The organism is Wenyingzhuangia sp. 2_MG-2023 (assembly GCF_030548295.1).
Classification (GTDB): Bacteria; Bacteroidota; Bacteroidia; order Flavobacteriales; family Flavobacteriaceae; genus Wenyingzhuangia.
The window spans coordinates 1-20585 of the sequence record NZ_JAUOSB010000020.1; the positions used below are offsets into that span (position 1 = coordinate 1).

General features: G+C 35.0%; 21 protein-coding genes and 3 tRNA genes. 7 read left to right on the forward strand and 17 right to left on the reverse strand.

All coding sequences use genetic code 11. From position 1 onward, the window contains the following. Positions 1-2 precede the first annotated feature (2 nt). The 5 genes from Q4548_RS14405 to Q4548_RS14425 form a co-directional block, all read right to left on the reverse strand. A tRNA-Lys gene (locus Q4548_RS14405) sits at positions 3-75 on the reverse strand. A gap of 5 nt (positions 76-80) precedes the next feature. Then, positions 81-162 (reverse strand) — tRNA-Tyr (locus Q4548_RS14410). Between the two features lie 31 nt (positions 163-193). Next, positions 194-266: transfer RNA gene (locus Q4548_RS14415), tRNA-Lys, on the reverse strand. A 71-nt stretch (positions 267-337) separates the two neighbouring features. Beyond that, positions 338-1099, reverse strand: a complete 762-nt coding sequence (locus Q4548_RS14420) for an ABC transporter ATP-binding protein (protein ID WP_303456140.1) — start codon at positions 1097-1099, stop codon at positions 338-340. 9 nt (positions 1100-1108) lie between these two features. Continuing rightward, positions 1109-1849, reverse strand: coding sequence for an ABC transporter permease (locus Q4548_RS14425; RefSeq protein ID WP_303456142.1), 741 nt, complete (start codon positions 1847-1849; stop codon positions 1109-1111). A gap of 96 nt (positions 1850-1945) precedes the next feature. On the opposite strand from Q4548_RS14425, the gene pafA reads away from it, so the two are divergent. Both pafA and Q4548_RS14435 read left to right on the forward strand, forming a co-directional pair. After that, positions 1946-3592, forward strand: coding sequence for an alkaline phosphatase PafA (pafA, locus tag Q4548_RS14430; protein WP_303456144.1), 1647 nt, complete (start codon positions 1946-1948; stop codon positions 3590-3592). A gap of 273 nt (positions 3593-3865) precedes the next feature. Next, positions 3866-4243 carry a LysM peptidoglycan-binding domain-containing protein gene (locus tag Q4548_RS14435; protein ID WP_303456145.1) on the forward strand — a complete coding sequence of 126 codons (378 nt, stop codon included), beginning with the start codon at positions 3866-3868 and terminating at the stop codon, positions 4241-4243. Between the two features lie 54 nt (positions 4244-4297). Here Q4548_RS14435 and Q4548_RS14440 read toward each other — a convergent pair whose 3' ends face one another. Next, positions 4298-4753, reverse strand: a complete 456-nt coding sequence (locus Q4548_RS14440) for a GyrI-like domain-containing protein (RefSeq protein ID WP_303456146.1) — start codon at positions 4751-4753, stop codon at positions 4298-4300. 187 nt (positions 4754-4940) lie between these two features. On the opposite strand from Q4548_RS14440, the gene Q4548_RS14445 reads away from it, so the two are divergent. Continuing rightward, positions 4941-5417, forward strand: a complete 477-nt coding sequence (locus Q4548_RS14445; RefSeq protein WP_303456147.1) for a hypothetical protein — start codon at positions 4941-4943, stop codon at positions 5415-5417. A gap of 103 nt (positions 5418-5520) precedes the next feature. Here the strand turns inward: Q4548_RS14445 and Q4548_RS14450 are convergent, their stop codons facing one another. The 10 genes from Q4548_RS14450 to hemA all read right to left on the reverse strand — a co-directional run bounded on the left by Q4548_RS14450 (position 5521) and on the right by hemA (position 15395). Further along, a complete protein-coding gene (locus Q4548_RS14450; protein ID WP_303456148.1) occupies positions 5521-6516 on the reverse strand; it encodes a family 16 glycosylhydrolase in 996 nt (331 codons plus the stop codon). 157 nt (positions 6517-6673) lie between these two features. Next, on the reverse strand, positions 6674-7651 hold the full coding sequence (locus tag Q4548_RS14455; RefSeq protein ID WP_303456149.1) for a DUF4421 family protein: 978 nt from the start codon (positions 7649-7651) through the stop codon (positions 6674-6676). A gap of 12 nt (positions 7652-7663) precedes the next feature. Then, on the reverse strand, positions 7664-8566 hold the full coding sequence (gene hemF / locus Q4548_RS14460; RefSeq protein WP_303456151.1) for an oxygen-dependent coproporphyrinogen oxidase: 903 nt from the start codon (positions 8564-8566) through the stop codon (positions 7664-7666). 83 nt (positions 8567-8649) lie between these two features. Next, positions 8650-9675 carry a uroporphyrinogen decarboxylase gene (gene hemE, locus Q4548_RS14465; RefSeq protein WP_303456153.1) on the reverse strand — a complete coding sequence of 342 codons (1026 nt, stop codon included), beginning with the start codon at positions 9673-9675 and terminating at the stop codon, positions 8650-8652. Between the two features lie 46 nt (positions 9676-9721). Then, positions 9722-10081, reverse strand: coding sequence for a four helix bundle protein (locus Q4548_RS14470; protein ID WP_303456155.1), 360 nt, complete (start codon positions 10079-10081; stop codon positions 9722-9724). A gap of 33 nt (positions 10082-10114) precedes the next feature. Next, entirely contained in the window at positions 10115-11404 is a 1290-nt protein-coding gene (hemL, locus tag Q4548_RS14475) for a glutamate-1-semialdehyde 2,1-aminomutase (protein WP_303456157.1), read from the reverse strand. A gap of 97 nt (positions 11405-11501) precedes the next feature. Beyond that, on the reverse strand, positions 11502-12464 hold the full coding sequence (gene hemB, locus Q4548_RS14480) for a porphobilinogen synthase (protein ID WP_303456159.1): 963 nt from the start codon (positions 12462-12464) through the stop codon (positions 11502-11504). Between the two features lie 77 nt (positions 12465-12541). Beyond that, on the reverse strand, positions 12542-13186 hold the full coding sequence (locus tag Q4548_RS14485; protein WP_303456160.1) for a uroporphyrinogen-III synthase: 645 nt from the start codon (positions 13184-13186) through the stop codon (positions 12542-12544). Between the two features lie 39 nt (positions 13187-13225). Continuing rightward, positions 13226-14146, reverse strand: a complete 921-nt coding sequence (gene hemC, locus Q4548_RS14490; RefSeq protein ID WP_303456161.1) for a hydroxymethylbilane synthase — start codon at positions 14144-14146, stop codon at positions 13226-13228. Further along, positions 14139-15395 carry a glutamyl-tRNA reductase gene (gene hemA / locus Q4548_RS14495; protein WP_303456162.1) on the reverse strand — a complete coding sequence of 419 codons (1257 nt, stop codon included), beginning with the start codon at positions 15393-15395 and terminating at the stop codon, positions 14139-14141. The genes hemC and hemA overlap by 8 nt, the downstream gene beginning before the upstream one ends. A gap of 270 nt (positions 15396-15665) precedes the next feature. On the opposite strand from hemA, the gene Q4548_RS14500 reads away from it, so the two are divergent. From Q4548_RS14500 to Q4548_RS14515, 4 genes are all read left to right on the forward strand, one after another. After that, positions 15666-16571, forward strand: coding sequence for an AraC family transcriptional regulator (locus tag Q4548_RS14500; RefSeq protein ID WP_303456164.1), 906 nt, complete (start codon positions 15666-15668; stop codon positions 16569-16571). Further along, the gene (locus tag Q4548_RS14505; RefSeq protein WP_303456166.1) at positions 16571-17098 is read left to right on the forward strand and encodes a TrmH family RNA methyltransferase; all 528 of its coding nucleotides are present in this window, start codon (positions 16571-16573) and stop codon (positions 17096-17098) included. Before Q4548_RS14500 ends, Q4548_RS14505 begins: the two co-directional genes overlap by 1 nt. Then, positions 17095-18114 carry a ferrochelatase gene (gene hemH, locus Q4548_RS14510; protein ID WP_303456168.1) on the forward strand — a complete coding sequence of 340 codons (1020 nt, stop codon included), beginning with the start codon at positions 17095-17097 and terminating at the stop codon, positions 18112-18114. Before Q4548_RS14505 ends, hemH begins: the two co-directional genes overlap by 4 nt. A 258-nt stretch (positions 18115-18372) precedes the next feature. Next, positions 18373-18942, forward strand: a complete 570-nt coding sequence (locus Q4548_RS14515) for a CopD family protein (RefSeq protein WP_303456169.1) — start codon at positions 18373-18375, stop codon at positions 18940-18942. A gap of 418 nt (positions 18943-19360) precedes the next feature. Here the strand turns inward: Q4548_RS14515 and Q4548_RS14520 are convergent, their stop codons facing one another. Further along, positions 19361-20494 (reverse strand): glycosyltransferase family 2 protein, encoded by a 1134-nt coding sequence (locus tag Q4548_RS14520; RefSeq protein ID WP_303456171.1) that lies wholly within the window; start codon positions 20492-20494, stop codon positions 19361-19363. Positions 20495-20585: the final 91 nt, after the last annotated feature.

Genomic DNA, 20585 nt, shown 5'->3' on the forward strand with positions numbered 1-20585 from the left:
TGTGACCGGGCTGGGGCTCGAACCCAGGACCCTCTCCTTAAAAGGGAGATGCTCTACCAACTGAGCTACCAGGTCGTCCGTGGTGAGAGAAGGATTCGAACCTTCGAAGACGTAGTCAGCGGATTTACAGTCCGCCCTCGTTGGCCACTTGAGTATCTCACCATGCAATAACTACTGTTATACTGTAACTTTGTGACCGGGCTGGGGCTCGAACCCAGGACCCTCTCCTTAAAAGGGAGATGCTCTACCAACTGAGCTACCAGGTCAATAATACCATTAGTTATTGCGGGTGCAAATATAGTACTTTTATACAGTTACACAAAACATTTTTTAGATTTTATTCTTCTAAATATACTTTTCTAACTTTCTTAAATAAATTAGAACTGTACACAAAATCTACAACTGCTTCATTGTCAGTTTTAAATATATCATCACTGGTCCCTTGCCACTCTTTCAAACCATCTTTTAAAAAAATAATTTTTTCTCCAATTTCCATCACAGAATTCATATCGTGAGTATTTATTACTGTAGTAATCTCATATTCATCCGTAATTTCTTTGATCAAATTATCGATGACAATCGCTGTTTTTGGATCCAATCCTGAATTTGGTTCGTCACAAAACAAATATTTAGGCTTGGTCACTATCGCTCTTGCAATTGCAACTCGCTTTTGCATTCCCCCAGACAATTCCGCGGGAAATTTATGATTGCTATTGACCAAATTGACACGCTTCAATACAAAATTTACGCGATCTAACATTTCCTCTTTACTTTGCTTGGTGAACATTTTTAACGGAAACATAACGTTTTCTTCAACTGTTAATGAATCAAACAGTGCAGCACCTTGAAAAACCATCCCTATGTCTTGCTTCAATTGTCTTTTTTCATGCTCTGTCATGCTCTCTGTGGTCTTCCCTCCAAAAGAAATAGTTCCTTCATCAGGTTGGTGCAATCCTAACATCGTTTTTAGAAAAACCGTTTTTCCTGACCCACTTTGCCCAATAATCAAACTGGTAATACTCGGTTCAAAAACAGCATCAATTCCTTTCAAGACTGGAGTATCTCCAAATCCTTTTTGTATTCCTTTAACTTCTATCATAATTCTTTTCTAGCTTAACAACAATTGGGTTAAAAAATAATTCGTAATAATGATCATTACAATTGTCCAAACCACGGCCTTTGTACTGGCTCTACCAACTTCTAAAGACCCTCCTTTTACATAATATCCAAAATACGAAGGTACTGTGGCAATTAAAAAAGCAAAAACGGTAGATTTTATCAAACTGTAATTTATCAACGAGGGCTTGAAATCAATCCTAATTCCAGAAATATAATCTTGTTGTTCAAACAATCCTGTAGCAACACCTGCTACCCATCCTCCAAAAATCCCTAAAGTCATGGCTAGCAACACTAAAAAAGGATAAAAAAATACAGTTGCCATAATCTTTGGCAAAACCAAATAGTTTAATGAATTGATTCCCATTACTTCCAAAGCATCTATTTGTTCTGAAACCCGCATAGCACCAATGCTTGAAGTGATGTATGACCCCACTTTACCCGCTAAAATAACCATGACAAATGTAGATGAAAACTCTAAAATCATAGACCTTTTGGTTGCAAAACCAATCAAATCTTTAGGAATAATTGGATCCTCTAAGTTCAAAGCAGTTTGTATCGCAACTACTCCACCAATAAAAAAAGAAATAAACGCAACAATCCCTACTGATTTCACCCCCAAATCATCAATCTCTCTAAACACAGCTTCTCTAAATATTTTTCCTTTTTGAGGTTTGGTAAAAACACTCCTTAGCATGATTGCGTAAGCTCCAATACTTTTTATATACGACATTGAATAGATTTTTAGCTAAAATATCAAATCCTTAACAATTAAGTTGCCTATTCTAATTACTTTTAGGGCATCAAAATTATTTCAATAAATAGTCAAATGAAAAAACTAGTCACTATTATAATGCTAGCTAGCATTTTTGTAGGAAATGCTCAGAAAAAACCCAAATTAGTTGTTGGTATTGTCGTAGATCAAATGAGATACGATTATCTTTTAAGGTTCAAAGATAAATTTGGTTCTAAAGGTTTTAACAAACTTATTTCAGAAGGAACAAATTTTGAAAACGGTCATTTCAATTACATTCCTACTTACACAGCAGTTGGGCACTCTTCTGTTTACACAGGAACCACTCCTAAAAACCATGGAATTATTGGAAACAATTGGTATGATAAGGATTTGAAAAAATCTATTTATGTGGTAGACGATGCCAATTACAACACCATTGGAAGTACTTCTAAAGAAGGGCAAAAATCTCCAAAAAGATTGGTCGCTTCTACAGTTTCTGATCAATTAAAAATAGCACAAAACTTTAAAGGTAAAGTGGTTGGTGTAGCTATCAAAGACAGATCTGCTATTTTACCTGTAGGGCATGCTGCTGACATTGCCTATTGGTTTGATGGAGGTAACCAAGGAAAATGGGTAAGTAGTACTTTTTACGCTAAGCAATTACCAAACTGGGTAAGTGCATACAATCAGGAAAACAAAGCCACCTTAGATGCTTATTTGAACGCTCCATGGGTTACAGAAAAAGATATTTTGGATTACCACGAAAGTACTCTGGACAACAAACATTTTGAAGGAACTTTCAAAAATGAAAAGGCTCCTGTTTTTCCTCATGACCTACCAAGTCTAAAAGAAAAAAACGGGAACTACAGTTTGCTAAAAACTACTCCTTTTGGAAATACAATGACGTTAGATTTCGCCAAAGAAATCATTAAAAAAGAGGAATTGGGAAAAAACAAAATGTATTCAGATTTTTTAGCTGTCAGCTTGTCTAGTACCGATTATATTGGGCACAAATACGGACCTGCTTCTAAAGAAATTGAAGATACTTATTTACGTTTGAACAACGATTTGGATGATTTTATCAAATATTTGGATAGAAAAGTAGGTGATGACAATTATGTTTTGTTTCTAACAGCAGATCATGCTGTAGTACAAGTTCCTCACTTTTTAACCGATAACAAATTGCCTGGAGGGTATGTAAACGGTAAAGATTTGTCTGGAAAATTGTTAGAATTCACTTTTAAAAAATACAATTCAAAACACCTTATAGAAAACTTTTCTAACGATCAGATTTTCTTAAACCATGATGAAATTGCTAAATTAGACCTATCTTTAGAAGATGTTGAAAATAGCATCATCAAAGAAATCATCAATTCTCCTTTGGTTTACAAAGCTGTTTCTGCACATACTTTGCAAAAAACTGAATTCAACAACACTCCTTTAAGCTTGTTACAAGAGGGATACAATCAAAAGTATTCTGGAGATATTCTGGTAACATTTACACCTTCCATCCTGAAAGGAAGTAATGCTAGTACAGGTACGAGTCACGGAACAGGTTACAATTACGATACCCACGTTCCAATCATTTTTTACGGAGCAAATATTGCGAAAGGAAAAGCCGTAAAAAAACCTGTTGTGATTACGCAAATAGCTCCTACGCTTTCTAATTTATTGCAGATTCAAGAACCGAACATGAGTTCTTTAGACATTTTAACAGAAGTGTTTTCTAAAGAAAAATAAGTTTTAAAACCACTTTATAAAAAAAGATCACAATTTTAAATTGTGATCCTTTTTTATCTTAAACAATCTAACAACATAACTCAAAATCAAACTTCTCGATACTAATTTTATCCACTGCGTTTCTAAAATTCACTCGAAGTGACAACAATCTCAGTTCGAGTGCGATTTATGGAAGAGAAACGAAAATAAAACGTGTATCGAGAACAATGTTAGTTCAATTTCTATGATAAAAAATCATTATCTTCCCATAGTTAATCTAAAAATCAACAAACTATGGTCAAAGAAAAATACGACTCTGTATTAAAATTAGGAGAAACATTACAAATTAAAAATGGGGATGTAAAAGTAGAAGGAGAAACGCTTCATGTTAGTGGGCAAGCAGCTACTCCTTACATCAAAAACATTTTATGGGACGAAATTAAAAAAATAGGTGGGCAAACTCCTTCAGACATTATTGCCGACATCACCATTCTAGACAATTCTATTTACCACAAACACACTGTAGTAAGTGGAGATACTCTTGGAAAAATATCCAAAAAATATTATGGTAAATCTAGCGCTTACAATACCATTTTTGAAGCGAATAAAGACATTTTAGACAATCCTGATTTGATTAAAGTTGGACAGGTATTAACCATTCCAAACCGATAAATTGCAAACAAAAAAGAGGAATTTGAAACTCCTCTTTTTTGTACTTCTAAACTTTTACTTTACAGCAATCAAAATAGTAGCTTCACCATCAGTAGGATTGACTGCCTTGTCTCCATAGATTTCTAAATCTGTGGTATAAGCTCTAGGCAAATCAGAATTCCAAATTTCCATCCAAACATCAATCACAGCATTCTGTGTCAAATCTCCTTTAGCGACAAATTGCTCATAGTTGGATTCTGGAACAATTTTCACCGTAAAATCCTCAGGAATATTATCCAAACTGTTCACATGACATCCTAAAATAGCAGTATAAGGTCTTGTATGATCACTTTCATAATCTGTGTACAAGGCATAAATAGTAGCATCTGTTTTGTTAGGAATTCTATCTGCAATTTCCTCTTGCATGAATCTGTTCCACAATGCAGGAATGTCTTTTGCTGCTTGACCATTCTCATTGGTGGTACGTACTTCAATACCCACAATATACAATTCTTGTTTGGTGGTTTTCATAAGTGTTTTTCTTTGTTTTAATTTGATACAAAACTAAAACACACTTAAGACAGTTGTTGTCAGGGGTGTCTGCTTTTATTTAAAATTGTTGAAACTCTTACAAACACAACTCAAAGCGTATGTATACACACAATCAATAAACAATGGTTCTTAACAAATAGTTCATTTCATTCCTTATCTTCGTTCTATGGATACAGCCAACCTAAAACAACTTAAAACAGAACTCAATTCAATGGACAGAACTGAGTTGGAAGCTATTGTATTACGATTAGCAAAATTCAAAAAAGAGAACAAAGAACTCCTTACCTATTTGCTTTTTGAAAGTGACAATGAGCAGAACTACGTGCAAGAAATAAAACAGGAAGTAGATTTGGAGTTTACCAAAATCAATACCTCATCGTACTTCTTTATCAAAAAAAGTGTAAGACGAATTTTAAAATCAATCAAAACATACATTCGCTATTCCAATGCAAAAGAAACGGAAATAGAACTCCTACTCTATTTTTGCAAAAAACTTAAAGTTATGTCTCCCTCAATCACCAAAAACCAACAATTGCTCAACCTGTTTTTAAGAGAGCTGAAATTGATAGAAAGAAAAATAACAACACTTCACGAAGATTTACAATACGATTACAAACATTTGGTAGAGAATTTAAAGCATTAAAATTTATTTTATTTCTGGCAAACACACCACCTATCCAACACGACTCTTTCACTACAAAACATAAACTACTAGATACCAGCCACTTGACACCAACTTCCAAACCCTAATTTTTCTGCCAAACTCTAAGATATTCTATTTCGTAATCCGCAGGCAAATCAGAAATATCTGGCTCTCCCCACCATGGAAAAATCTCTGAATCTATCCAAACAAATTGTCCGCCGTCCAAAGGCCATTTTTTAGAATCCAAACCATTTTCTTCAACCCAAGCTTGCGTAACAGATTTGATCAGTTGACCATCTGCATAAATTTTCACAATATCGTCTTCCCATTCTGCACCATAAATATGAAATCCATCAGAAAAGCTAAACGGTAAGGTGTTGGTTTCTGTCCAAGACACATTTGGATTGGGAATAGACCAATCATGAATGCTAGACCACATTTTGTTTTCACGAGGCCCTTTTCCAATGGCTTCGTAAACATCCAATTCAGAAGACACCTCATCTCCAGTAGTCCATAAAGAACCTACTACTTTTGCCACTGGCAATTTGCTTTTAATTTCTATATAACCAAATTTAAAAGACTTTTTAGAATTGATACCTGCTGTTGTGTATTTGTATTCTGCCCGATCTGAAGCTGCCACATCTACCCAATCAAAATCAGGTTCGTATTTTATCTGAATTTTTAACATCCCATTTTCCAAACGCACGTTTTCCGTAGAAAATTGCCAAGGAGAACGACCTTTAAATCGAGAACGGTACACTCCATCTCTACCTTGAATCAACCATTTTTCTTCATCAAGTACTGTTCCTTCAAACTCATCACTTATTTGTTCGTTTAATACCCAACCTTCTGTATTTTCTGGATCGGTAAAAGGTACAATACCCACAGGAACGATGTCTTCTTCACATTTGCAATTTTCTGTATTCAAACGAAAACCTGAATCACAAGTTTTTTCACAAAGTTCTTCTTTAGATTGATCATTGATGAGATCTAAAATACCATCTTCTTCACCATCCGAAGAACAAGAACTTATGGGAACCCATAACGTAACTAAGACGATTTTAACAACAAAAGACGATAAGGAAGTTCTATTCAGCATGACAATTGATTTTACATTTCAGCAAAATTACTAGAGAATAGCCCAACAAGGGAGTACTATTTTAACACATGCTTTATCAAAAATGATATTACAAACAAAATAAGCAACAAAAAACAGGTTTAATTAAAAATAAAACAAATAAAGAGCAACAAAATCATCATAAATTTAATTTCTTAAAAAAGCGTTCTACTCCTTTAAAAGCATCGAATCGATATCCCAAATGTACCGAAGCAAAAATTCGAGTATCCACCAAATCCACATTGGGGTATTCTGAATAAGCTAGTGAATTAACCAAAATACTGACACCGTAATAAAAGGTTTTTGAACTGTATCCAAAACCAAATCTTGATTTCAAGCCAATGTTAGGAACAAAATAATCTTCTTTGACAGAATCACCATCACTATCATCGTGAGTAGCTTTGATGTATCTTACGCCCACACTCGGCGTTACCTGTGCAAATAAATATTTATTCTGATTGACTACCAGATTGTATACATAACCACCACTTAGATTAAAATTGTAACTTCTATCATTCAAAATAAAGTAATCGGTTGTTGGTTTGTTTATTTTAGAATAATAATATTTTACCGTAGCCAACCAAGTTCCTTTTGATTTTATTTGACGTTCTGTGTTGGAAAAAATTGCTCTATATCCAAACTTATTGCTAAAGTAATACCTTGTTTCACCACCTATTTCTCGTGTGTTCAAGTTGGTCAATTGCAAATAAGGATCTTCGCCTTCCTTCCAATTGTCTACGTAATCATCTGTATTTTTGATGTAAAATCCTTTGGTACGATAGTAATAAAATTGATGGTACAGCTTTGGAAAAAATAACTGTACCCTATAATGTCTATATTCTGTAGCTCCTTTCAAGCTTGCATCATTTTCTAGAAATTTGGGAGAAAACCCTAGTTTTAGACCTATGATTTTATAATTTAAAGACAATGCTAGTTTTCCAACTTCATTTTGCATCAAAGAATAATTGTCTAGCGTATTTTGATTGATCAAATCCAGAGATTGACCTTCTGTTTCCAAAGAGGTTTTGATGTTGATTTTATGCGAAAAAGATTCCACATACAAGGTGTCTTTCTTCTGAGCAAACAGAGAAAAAGAGATTAGGCAGATGAATAGCATCAGACCACGCATCTAAACCCAATTTTTTGGATTCATTAGTGTGTTCACTAATTTTTCTTCCCAACTACCTTTCTCTGGTTCGTGACAATAATGCCATTGCACGTGTGGTGGCAAACTCATCAAGATAGATTCAATTCTTCCATTGGTTTTCAATCCAAATAAAGTACCTCTATCGTGTACCAAGTTGAACTCTACATAACGTCCTCTACGAACCTCTTGCCAATCACGCTGTTCTTTGGTATACGTTAATTCTTTGCGTTTTTCTACAATAGGCACATAACTTTCTAAAAAACTGTTTCCAACTTCTGTCACAAAATTATACCATTGTTCTAATGACATTTCATCAGTAGGTTTTAGGTAATCAAAAAATAAACCACCTATTCCACGTGCTTCATGTCTATGAGCATTCCAAAAATATTCGTCGCACTTCTTTTTAAACGTTTGATAAAAAGTGGCACTATGTGCCTCACAAGCATTTTTACATACGGTATGGAAATGAATTGCATCCTCATCAAACAAATAGTAAGGAGTCAAATCTTGCCCACCTCCAAACCATTGTGTAACTACATCCCCTTGCTCATCATACATTTCAAAATAACGCCAATTTGCGTGTACGGTTGGCACCATTGGATTGGTAGGATGAATCACCAAACTCAATCCACAAGCATAAAAATTTCCTGCTTCTACTCCAAACTGTTTGCGTAAAGCCAAAGGCAATTCTCCATGTACAGAAGAAATATTCACTCCACCTTTTTCAAACACCTTACCTTCTGAAATGACACGAGTTCTTCCTCCACCTCCTTCAGGCCTATCCCACAAGTCTTCTACAAAGGTTGCTTCACCATCCACAGCTTCTAAGCCTGCACAAATAGTATCTTGTAATTGTTGTATGTATTGATAAAATTGTTCTTTCATTTTCTTTAGTATCAAGTAGCAGGTATCTAGTAACTAGACCGTAACCCACAATTTTCTAGATACCTGATACTATGTACCAGATACTAAATACTGTATTCTTTAACCGCATCAATAAACGCACCAGCATTGTCTAAACCAATATTTGGTAAAATACCGTGTCCTAAATTCACAATGTATTTGTCTTTTCCAAAAGCATCAATCATGGTTTTTACTTGCTTTTTAATTTCTGCTGGAGGCGAGAACAAACGTGTTGGATCAAAATTACCTTGTAACGTAATATTTCCCCCTGTTAACTTTCGTGCCCACTCTGGTGTAATGGTCCAATCTACTCCTAAAGCAGAGGCGTTAGATTTAGACATGTCTTCTAAGGCAAACCAACATCCTTTTCCAAAAGCAATTACGGGAGCATCGTCTTTCAACGCTTCAATAATTTGGTTGATGTATTGCCAAGAAAATTCTTGATAATCTACAGGTGATAACATTCCTCCCCAAGAATCAAAAACTTGAACGGCATTTACTCCTGCCTCAACTTTCTTCTTTAAATAAGCAATGGTTGTATCTGTAATTTTTTGTAACAAAGCATGAGCTGCTAAAGGTTGTGTAAAACAAAACTCTTTGGCTTTGTCAAAATTCTTTGACCCTTGTCCTTGTATACAGTAACATAAGATTGTCCATGGAGAACCTGCAAATCCAATCAATGGAATTTCATCGTTCAACATTTCTTTTGTCAACTTGATAGCATCCATGACATATCCTAACGTTTCATCAATATCTGGAACAATGACGTTCTCTACATCTTGCATGGTACGAATAGGATTTGGCAACCAAGGTCCAATTCCATTTTTCATTTCCACCTCAATATTCATCGCTTGTGGAATCACTAAAATGTCCGAAAACAAAATAGCTGCATCCATTCCGTATCTACGAATAGGTTGTACTGTAATTTCTGCAGCCAACTCTGGAGTTTGACAACGGGTAAAAAAATCGTACTTCTTTTTTATTTCTTGAAACTCTGGCAAGTATCTCCCTGCTTGTCTCATCATCCAAACTGGAGGTCTCTCAACAGTTTCGCCTTTTAAGGCTCTTAGGTATAGGTCGTTTTTTATCATATTAGTAGCTGGTAGCTGGTAGCTAGTATCTAGTACTTCTCTACGTTTATCCCTTCGATTTTATATACTTATTAAAACTATGTAACATTTTCTGAATTTGATTTAATTTGTCTATCAATATGTCAAAATCAGATTTATTTATAAACTCCAATTCAAAGGCTATAATCAATTGTGTTTCCACTTCAAAAGAAGATCCTAACGCAATATTTATAAACCTTGAAAAATCTTTATTTGTTTCTCTTCCCGAACCTTCAGCAATATTAGAAGGAATCGATACTGTTGCTCTATTTAATTGACTCGTCAAGCCATATAGTTCAGAACTTGGAAATATTTTAGTAATCTTATACACTTTAACACTAAAGTTCTTAGATTCTTTCCAAACATTTAGCTCTTTAAAATTATGCATAATTCTTAATTTTAAAACATCTGATACCTGATACTAGATACTTGATACCATTTCCATCGACTTCTCAATCGCCACTGCCAACTTCTCCAATTCTCTTTCTTTAATTTCTGTGGATAAAAACCAAGCTTCGAACTGAGATGGTGGTAAAAACACTCCATTTTTGATCATTGCCCAAAAGAATTGTGCAAATTTTTCTGTATCAGACGTTTGTGCATCGGCAAAATTGGTCACCTCTTTGTTCGTAAAGAAAGGATTGATCATAGAACCAAAACGATTTACTTTCAAAGCAACACCATGTTTTTTAGCAGAAGACAATAACATTTCTTCTATCTGTTCAGCAACTTTTTCAAATTGTTTGTATGGATTTTTATTTTTCAACGCTGTCAATGTAGAAATTCCAGCCGCCATAGCAATTGGGTTTCCTGACAATGTTCCTGCTTGATACATTCCACCCAACGGAGCAACATTGTTCATAATCTCATCAGAAGCACCATAAGCTCCTACAGGAAAACCTCCTCCTATTACTTTTCCCAAACAAGTAATATCTGCTTCAATTCCAATCAATTCTTGCGCTCCTCCGAATTGAGAACGGAAACCTGTCATCACTTCATCACAAATTAACAAAGCATTTTTTTCTTTGGTCAAAGCTCGTAAACCTTTGATAAACGCATCACTTGGCTGAACCACTCCCATATTTCCTGTTACAGGCTCTAAAATAACTGCAGCAATATCATCGTGTTTTTCAAAATGAGCTTTTACACTTTCTAAATTATTATATTCAGAAATCAACGTATTTTCTACCGCTTGAGAAGGCACTCCTTTAGATCCAGGCAAACTTAAAGTTGCCAATCCAGAACCTGCTGCCACCAACATGGCATCCATATGTCCGTGGTAACAACCCGAAAATTTTATGATTTTATCTTTTCCAGTATGTGCTCTAGCCAAACGGATAGCACTCAACACTGCTTCTGTACCAGAGTTTACAAAACGAACTTTGTCCATTCCTGGAAATGCATCACAAACAATTTTTGCCAATTTGATTTCAGCATTGGTAGAAGCTCCAAAAGAAGTTCCTTTTTTCAACGCTTGACTTACCGATTTCTCTACTTTATTGTTTCTATGCCCTAGAATCATCGGTCCATAAGACAAGACCAAATCGATGTATTTGTTTCCATCCACATCTTTGATATAAGCTCCTTTAGCCTTATCAATAAACAATGGATTTCCTCCCACAGATGCAAAAGCTCTAACAGGAGAATTTACTGCTCCTACTAAGTGTACACATCCTTTTTTGTATAGTTTTTCTGAATTCTTTGTGTTCATGTTTTTTAGCTCTTAGCTATTGGCTTTTGGCCTTTAGCATATTTTTATATAGTTTATGTTAGCTAATAGCCAATGACTAAAAGCTAACTGCAAAATTTTACTTACGTAAAATCTTAGCTACTTCCTTTGCAAAATAGGTAATGATAATATCTGCTCCTGCTCTTTTCATTGATAGTAAAGACTCCATCATTACTTTTTCTCCATCAATCCAACCTTTTTCTGCAGCTGCTTTAACCATGGCATATTCTCCACTGACATTGTAACAAGCAATAGGTCTATCAAAATCCTCTTTCAAATCTCTAATAATATCCAAATAAGACAAAGCTGGTTTTACCATTAAAATATCTGCTCCTTCTTCATCGTCAAAAGAAGCTTCTCGGTGTCCTTCTAACCTGTTGGATGGATCCATTTGATAGGTTCTTCTGTCTCCAAACGTCGGGGCAGAATCTGCAGCATCTCTAAAAGGTCCATAAAAAGAAGAACAATATTTTACAGAATATCCCATAATTGGTAAATTTGGAAAACCATTGTTATCCAACGCTTCTCTCATGGTTGCAATGGTTCCATCCATCATTCCAGAAGGTGCTACCATATCCACTCCAGCTTTGGCATGAGAAATAGTTTGCTTCGCTAAGTTGACCAAAGTAGCATCGTTATCTACATCGTCATTGCAAAGAACCCCACAATGTCCGTGACTGGTGTATTCGCAAAAACAAACATCGGTAATGACATACAAACTAGGATAGTTCTTTTTGATAAAACGAACCGCTCGTTGCATAATTCCATCATCGTTCCACGTTTCCTTCCCTATTTCATCTTTTTCAGTTGGAATTCCAAACAACAAAACAGCAGGAATGTTTAGAGCTACCACCTCATCTAATTCCTTAGAAATTTTATCTAATGAAAAACGGAAAATTCCAGGCATAGAAACAATTTCTTTTTCTATGTTTTCTCCTTCTTCTATAAATAAGGGATAAATCAAATCATCCACCGTAAGATTGTTTTCTTTGACCAATCTTCTAATTCCTTCGGATTTTCTTAATCGTCTTGTTCTGTTCATAACTTAGTAGTTAGTACATAGTACACAGTACAAAGACTATCGTAGCTACGTAATTTATTACTTCTTAGTACTTTGTACTATTTTATCTCTTTTAATTTTTCTATCACTGACGCTACCGTAGTTTCATCTGCAATATATACTTCTTCAAAAGCATCTAAAGCTTCTGTAGCTGTAGTAACACCAATACAAATAGCTTTGGCATTACAATTGTTTTTTCCGTTTACATAACTTGTTACACCACTTGGACTAAAAAACAAAATAGCATCAAAACTTTCGTTAAAAGTATGTACACATAATTCTGTTTTGTACACAATATATTCTGTAACCAACACTCCATTTTCGGCCATTACATTTGGCAAATCATTGTTACGGAGATTACCACAATAAAAATGAATGTCTTGTATTTGTTTAGCTACTAAAATAGCTGCCAACTCTAAAGCATTGTTTGCTACTTCTTGTACATCTACTCCAAAACTTTCTAACAAAGATTTGGTTTTTAACCCGACACAATAAACTTTTTGAAAGCTTTCTGCTTTATTTTTATTCTTTTCAAATACAGATCTTACAGCATTTGCACTCGTAAAAACAGCATGAGAAATACGTTCATCTACCTTAAACCCTTCTCCAAAAGAAATAGAAATCATTGCTTTTTCTACCACAGAAAAACCTGATAACAATTCTTTTTGAATTGGAGTTACTATTTTAGTAGATAGAATTTTCATTTTTTTCAGTATCAAGTATCTGGTAGCGAGTATCAGGTACTATTTCTTAATCACTTTTTTTATCTCCTTCATCAACACATCTCCTCCATTGGCTAGAATTTCTTCTCCACAAATATTTCCAAGGTTTTTAGCATCTTCCAAAGTAGCTATTCTAAAGACTCCTTTTTGTTCTTTTCCATCCAAAGCACTTAACAGTCCTTTAAAAACCACTTTATCTTCTATAATTTCAGCATGTCCACCAATAGGAGCCGTACAACCGCCTTCTAAGGTTTTCATAAAATCACGTTCAATCCCCACACACAAGGCTGTTTCTTTGTGATGCAATTGAGCACAAGCTTCCAAAACATATGCATCCGACTCCAAAGCTGTTATCATGATAGCTCCTTGTGCAGGTGCTGGAATCATCCAATCCAAAACCAAATGATTTTCTGGTAGTAAATTGATACGTTCCAATCCTGCTTTTGCAAAAATAGCTCCGTTCCAATCATTGTCATCTAATTTCTGCAAACGTGTATTCACATTTCCTCTTAGATCTGTTAAGTTGTGTGTTGGGTATTTGTGCAACCACTGTGCTGTTCTTCGCAAACTTCCTGTAGCAATGGTAGCACCATCTGCCAACAAATCTGCTTCTGTTCCTTTGTACACCACAACATCGTTCACATCGGCTCGTTCCAAAACCGCTGCTTGTACAATGGTTTCTGGCAATTGAGTAGGTACATCTTTTAGAGAGTTTACCGCAATGTCTATCTGCCCACGCAACATCGCTACATCTAATGTTTTGGTAAAAACTCCCATGCTTCCAATCTGATGCAAGGGAATGTCTAAAATTTCATCTCCTATAGATGACAATTCTATAATTTCTGTGGTGTGTCCTAATTCTTGTAATTGTTTTTGTACCAAATGTGCTTGCCATAAAGCCAATTCACTATTTCTAGTACCTATTCTGATGGGTTTATCCATTGGTAGGAATCTCTGCGTTAAATATTTTACTCACAATTTCAATACTCTGATCTACAGAGGTGCTTTCATCTTTTAGATGTTTCACAAATTGTGTCGTTATTTTCTGAATGATTCTGGAAGTAATTTGTTCTGCATGTGCAGCATTGAATCCTTCTATCTTTTTTTGATGAAAGTTGAGTTCATCTTCTTGTATGGATTGCAAAGAAAGTTTTAATGCATTGACTGCAGGTGTAAATTTTCTTTGATCCAACCAAAAAGAAAATTCCTGTTTGTGCTTCTGAATGATGGCTTTTGCCTTGGGAACCTCACTTTCTCTAAGAGCCAAAGTTTTGTCTGTAATTTTAGACAATTGATCCACATTGACCAACGTAATATTCTCCAACTCTTTTACGTGTTTGTCTACATTTTCAGGCATAGACAAATCCAATATCAACAATTTTTTATCTTCTTTGATATTTTTAGTAGTGATGGTTGGCAATTCTGCTCCCGTAGAAACAATCAAGACATCCGCATCTTCAATCTCTACATCTAGATTTTCTAATGTATTGACAGCAATATTTTCATGAACCTCAGCAAACTCTAATGCCCTGGAATGGGTTCTGTTGATCAAATGTATGTTGTTATTCTCAGTATATTTCACCAAATTTTTACACGCATTTTTTCCTATCTCACCCAAACCGTACACTAGAACTCTTTGAGAATTGTAATTGGCTACATTTTCTATAATGTATTGCGTAGCAGCATAAGCCACAGAAGTAGTACCAGAACTCAACTTAGTCGTATTTTTCACCTCCTTACTAGCCTGCAATACGCAATTCATCAATCTTTCTAAATACGTGTTGATGGTTCCATATTTTTGTGCTAATTGGTACGATTGTTTGAGTTGTCCAACAATTTCATAATCTCCCAAAATTTGGCTTTCCAATCCTGTTCCTATGTTAAAAAGATGTTGAATAGCTTCTGAACCTTTGTAAATGTTTGAAAACCGAACAAACTCTTCAACAGTTCCATTGGAAAATTCACACAACAAACTAATCAACTCAAAGGGATGTTTCGCAAACCCTGTCAGCTCAGTTCTGTTGCATGTAGAAACAACGATAACTCCCTCAATACCTTTCGCTTTTGCATCTTTTAACAATGCAATTTGCTTCTGTTTTGACAAACTAAAAGCACTACGCGTTTGCACATCTGCTTTCTTATAACTCACTCCGACATTATAGAGTTTGCCTCCTGATTGTTCTGTATTCATATGTCTGTACACCAATAAGTATCGACAAAAGTACTATCAATACTTCTTTAATAACATCGCTATAAGAACTATAAATACCCCTCTAAGGTTTTTGGCTTAATTTAAAACCGATACAAATAACCACACACACTCGTAAAGTCTAGTGAAATATGACAACAATCATAGAATATCGTCTCAATTACACTCTTTTAAAAAACGTCTTTTTAAATCCTTATTTTGCTATTTTTAACTTAAATTTGTACTTATCTACACTAAAAATAACGATGAAAAATGATGCATTTCAACCCTAAAAAATATCAAAACATCGATAAAAGTACTCAAGTACTTGTAGATGAAAAAAACTTATTTTCGCTCTTGACAATTGAAAATAACACTACTGAAAATCAATATTTTATACATAAAACCAAGCTCAATTACATTCAGCTTTTTTTCAGCCTAAAGACTCCTACCAAAGTTGCTTTCAACATGGAGCATTGTGCCATTCAATTGCAAAAAAATGAGTCTGGAATGGTCTATTTTAACGAAGACGAGACCAACATCCTTTTTGACATGCCTGAGAACTCGCAAGTAATTGTGATGTTGATTCCCGTACAGTATTTTCATTCTTTATTTACTTCCGAAGAAAATTACTTGCTCAATTTTGACAATTTTGTAATTGGTAAACCCATCATAGAAACTAGATCTACCACACCGGCACAACAAGTTGTTCTACATCAAATCACCAACAACCCTGACAATTCCCCTCTAGACAATTTGTTTTTAAAAGCAAAAGCATACGAATTGTTCAGCTTGTATTTTAGCAATTTAGAAGATAGCAATAATGAAAATTGTCCTTTTATTTCTAATGAAGATACCGTTTCTCAATTGAAAAAAGCCAAAGACTTTATGATTGAAAACATGGCAGATCCTCCATCGTTAGAAGAATTGGCCAAAATAGTGGGATTGAATATCAAAAAACTAAAACAAGGATTCAAAGAAGTCTACGGAACTCCCGTTTTTACGTTTCTACTGAATTACAAACTAGAATATTCCAAAAAATTGCTTTTGGAGAACAAGTTGAACGTGAATGAAATTGGAAACAAAGTAGGCTACAGTACGTCTAGTCACTTTATTGCAGCTTTCAAAAGAAAATTTGGCATCACCCCCAAACAATTCACCAAACAAAACAATGCCTGATGGAACAATTAGCACATGAATCCATAAAAAAAAGACCACAAACCTTCCCCATTGTGGTGATTGCAGATGAATTGAGAACTCCTCAAAACGTAGGTATGTGCCTTAGAGTTTGTGAGGCTTTTGGAGTTTCTAAGTTTTACAGAAACGACCAATCTCCAGATTTGGACAACCGCATGGTACAACGAACAGCTAGAAACACAGACAAATTCCTAGAAGTTCAGGCTTATGAAAATACAGTCAACACCATCGTAAAATTAAAGACCGAAGGGTACACGGTATTGGCTTTGGAAATAACCAACAGCAGTAAAAACATTCATCAATACAGTTTTACAAAACATTCAAAAATAGCGTTATTGATAGGTTCTGAACGATTCGGAATTGACCCAGATGCTTTATTGCAATGTGATGGAAGTATCGATATTGCAATGTTTGGCCTAAATTCTTCTATGAATGTAGTCAACAGCCTTAGCGTCTGTCTTTACGAAATAACAAAACAATTAAACACAACTGAAAATACCCTCTCATGAAAGGAATATTGTTAGTAAACTTAGGATCTCCCAATAGCACATCGGTAAAAGATGTCCGCAATTATTTAGACGAATTTTTAATGGACAGTAGGGTCATCGATCTTCCTTATGTCACTAGATGTCTATTGGTCAAAGGAATCATTTTAAACACTCGTCCCAAACAATCGGCAGAAGCTTACAGTAAAGTTTGGACAAACGAGGGTTCTCCATTGATTGTGATTTCTGAGAAATTCACCTCAAAAATAAAACAACAAATTAAAGTTCCTGTAGAATTGGCTATGCGTTACGGAAATCCTTCTATGGAAAGTGGTATTTCCAAATTGGCTGCACAAGGCGTGACAGAAATGTTGTTGGTTCCTCTATACCCACAATTTGCCATGGCAACTACGGAAACCATTGTGGTCTTGGCAGAAAAAATCATTCGAGAACAGTTTCCAAACATCAAAATGACTAGTTTGCCAGCATTTTACAACCAACAAACCTACATTGATGTATTGTCTAAAAGCATTCAAGAAACCCTAGAAAAAGAAGACTACGATCACCTCTTGTTTTCCTACCATGGAGTTCCCGAAAGACACATCAAAAATTCAGATGTCACCGAGAATCACTGTCAATTGAACGGTGCATGTTGCCACACTAAATCAGAAGCACATGCTTACTGTTACCGCCATCAATGTTACGCGACTACAGAAGGGGTTGCAAAAAAACTGGGTTTAAAAGCTGGATTTTACAGCACTTCTTTTCAATCTAGATTGGGAAAAGATCCTTGGTTGCAACCTTACACAGACCTGACCATCAATGACAGGGCTCAGAATGGAATTAAAAAATTGGCCGTTGCTACTCCTGCATTTGTAGCAGATTGTTTGGAAACCATTGAAGAAATTGGCATGGAAGCAAAACACGAGTTTGAAGAAAATACAGGAGAATTATTCACCACGATTCCTTGTTTGAACGACCGAGACGATTGGGTAGCAGTCGTTACTAATTGGCTAAATGAGTGGATCGACAAAAATTAACAATTGACGAAATGCAATTGGCAATTAAAATGAACAATTAGTAATTCGTTGTGCGTTTCAGAAAATATAAATGTCAGTTCGAGTGATTTTGAGGTACGAAAAATCGTATCGAGAACTATTTTTAGTAATACAATTCTTATTTCTCGATACAATTTTCTCAATTTCATCCTAAACCCCACTCGAATTGACAGGATTTCATCTCAAATACACAAAGGATATTCGTAATTTGTAATTCTTAAAAATCGTAATTAAATACATATGGAATATTTATACATCAAAGCACTACACATCATTTTTGTGGTTACTTGGTTTGCAGGACTTTTTTACATGGTTCGTTTGTTCATCTACCACAAAGAAGCAGAACAAAAATCTGATGAAGCTCGAATCATCTTACAGCAGCAATACAAACTCATGGAAAAACGATTGTGGTACATCATTACCTGGCCATCGGCAATTATTACGGCACTTACTGCGATTTATTTGTTGTACTTGTCTCCTGGATTCTTAACCCAAAGCTGGATGTGGGTCAAACTATCTTTTGTTGCTGCTTTGTTTTTTTACCAATTTGCCTGTCATCGTATTTTCAAACAATTACAAAACAACGTTTGCAAATATAGCACCTTTCAATTGCGCTTGTGGAACGAAGTAGCCACCATCATCTTATTTGCTGTTGTGTTTTTAGTCGTGTTAAAAAGTGCTGTCAATTGGATTTGGGGAGTCGTAGGAATTGTATTGATTTCTGTCATCTTAATGATGATGGTCAAAGTGTACAAAAAAATGCGTGCCAAAAAAAGTTGGGACAAAGAAGAAGAAACTATAAAAAAATAATATTGTCATTTATTATTCTTTAGTTTTTTTTTGATAAAAGCACTTATCTGAACAATCTTCATCACATTAAAACGTCAATTCGAGTGGTTTTGAGGCACGAAAAATTGTATCGAAAATCATCTATACACATAACAATATTTACAACAACAAATGTCAATTCGAGTGGTTTTGAGGTATGAAAAATTGTATCGAGAATCAGCTACACACAACAATATTTATAACTCCAAATGTCAATTCGAGTGGTTTTGAGGTACGAAAAACTGTATCGAGAATCAGCTACACATAACAATATTTATAACTCCAAATGTCAATTCGAGTGGTTTTGAGGTACGAAAAATTGTATCGAGAATCATTAGGATCCATCAAAAACAAACTATTCAAGTTTTAAATCAAACACTTACATAATTTGAAAAACCAATTATTTCAAGAAAATAACCTCACCTCTACCATCGGCAGAATTGCTACCTATCAAAAAATTGGTAGAATTGGGTAAAATTTTAAATAAGACTTTGTGAAATCTATGCGTTCCAATGTGATTGATGATCTCTTGGTATGACATAGATTTTTCTTCAAACCAAACTTCCTCTATCTTCTTTTCTCGAATGAACTCTTCCAATTTAATGGTATCGTTTGGGCTGACTTTCACAATCTCTTTGTTCAGTTGCAGGTCGTTAAAAATATCTCGATCTCCCACAAATAGAATTTTCTGTGTATCTTCAATCAAAATAGGAGCGTTGGAGAGTTGGAAATACTTGATCAAAAACCACAGCTTCACTCCCAATTTCATCAACAAAACATCGATTCCTGAAAACTTAAAATGTTTACGATAGAAAATATTCATAGCCCCGTAAAAGTGTCTCAAATACTTTACATCTTTCCGAGTACTCTCTCCTTTGTAATGGATGACTACTGATTTTCCAAAGTAGTAATTTGTGTAACCTGCTTTGTTCAATTTGTAACTCAAATCAATGTCTTCTCCGTACATAAAATAATCTTCATCAAACCCTCCTACTTCTAAGTAGCGCTCTTTTTTTAGCAGCATAAAAGCTCCGACCAAAACATCAATTTTACCGATTCCGTCTTTGGTCAAATAATTGGCATAATAGCCTCCGTTGTGCATCCCCAACATTCTTCCTAAAGATCTTTTAGGAGTAGGCAAGCCTCTTTTGCTTTCTGGCAAAAAAACCCCCGTACCATCAATCAATCGAACCCCCAAAGCTCCCAAATCTTGTTGAGCATCGGCAAAAGGTAATATTTCATTAAACAAACTTTCTCCTACTACAGTGTCTGGATTCAAAATCAGCACATAATCTCCCTTTGCCAATTGCGCTCCTTGATTGTTTGCTTTGGAAAAACCAACATTTGTTTTGTTTTCTACCAAGGTAACATTCGGGAAACGTTTTTTCATCATTTGACAACTGGTATCGATAGAAACATTGTCTACTACAATAATTTCTCCAGAAATACCTTGCAAAGCTTTTTCAACACTCAACAAACACTGCTCTAAAAAATAGCGGACATTGTAATTTACGATGACAACAGAAACTTTCATCTGACTCTTGTTTTTTCTAATTCGAAGATAGGAAATATATCATTCTTTCGTGATTTCTATAGATGAAATCACACTAAAAAACAAAAAAATG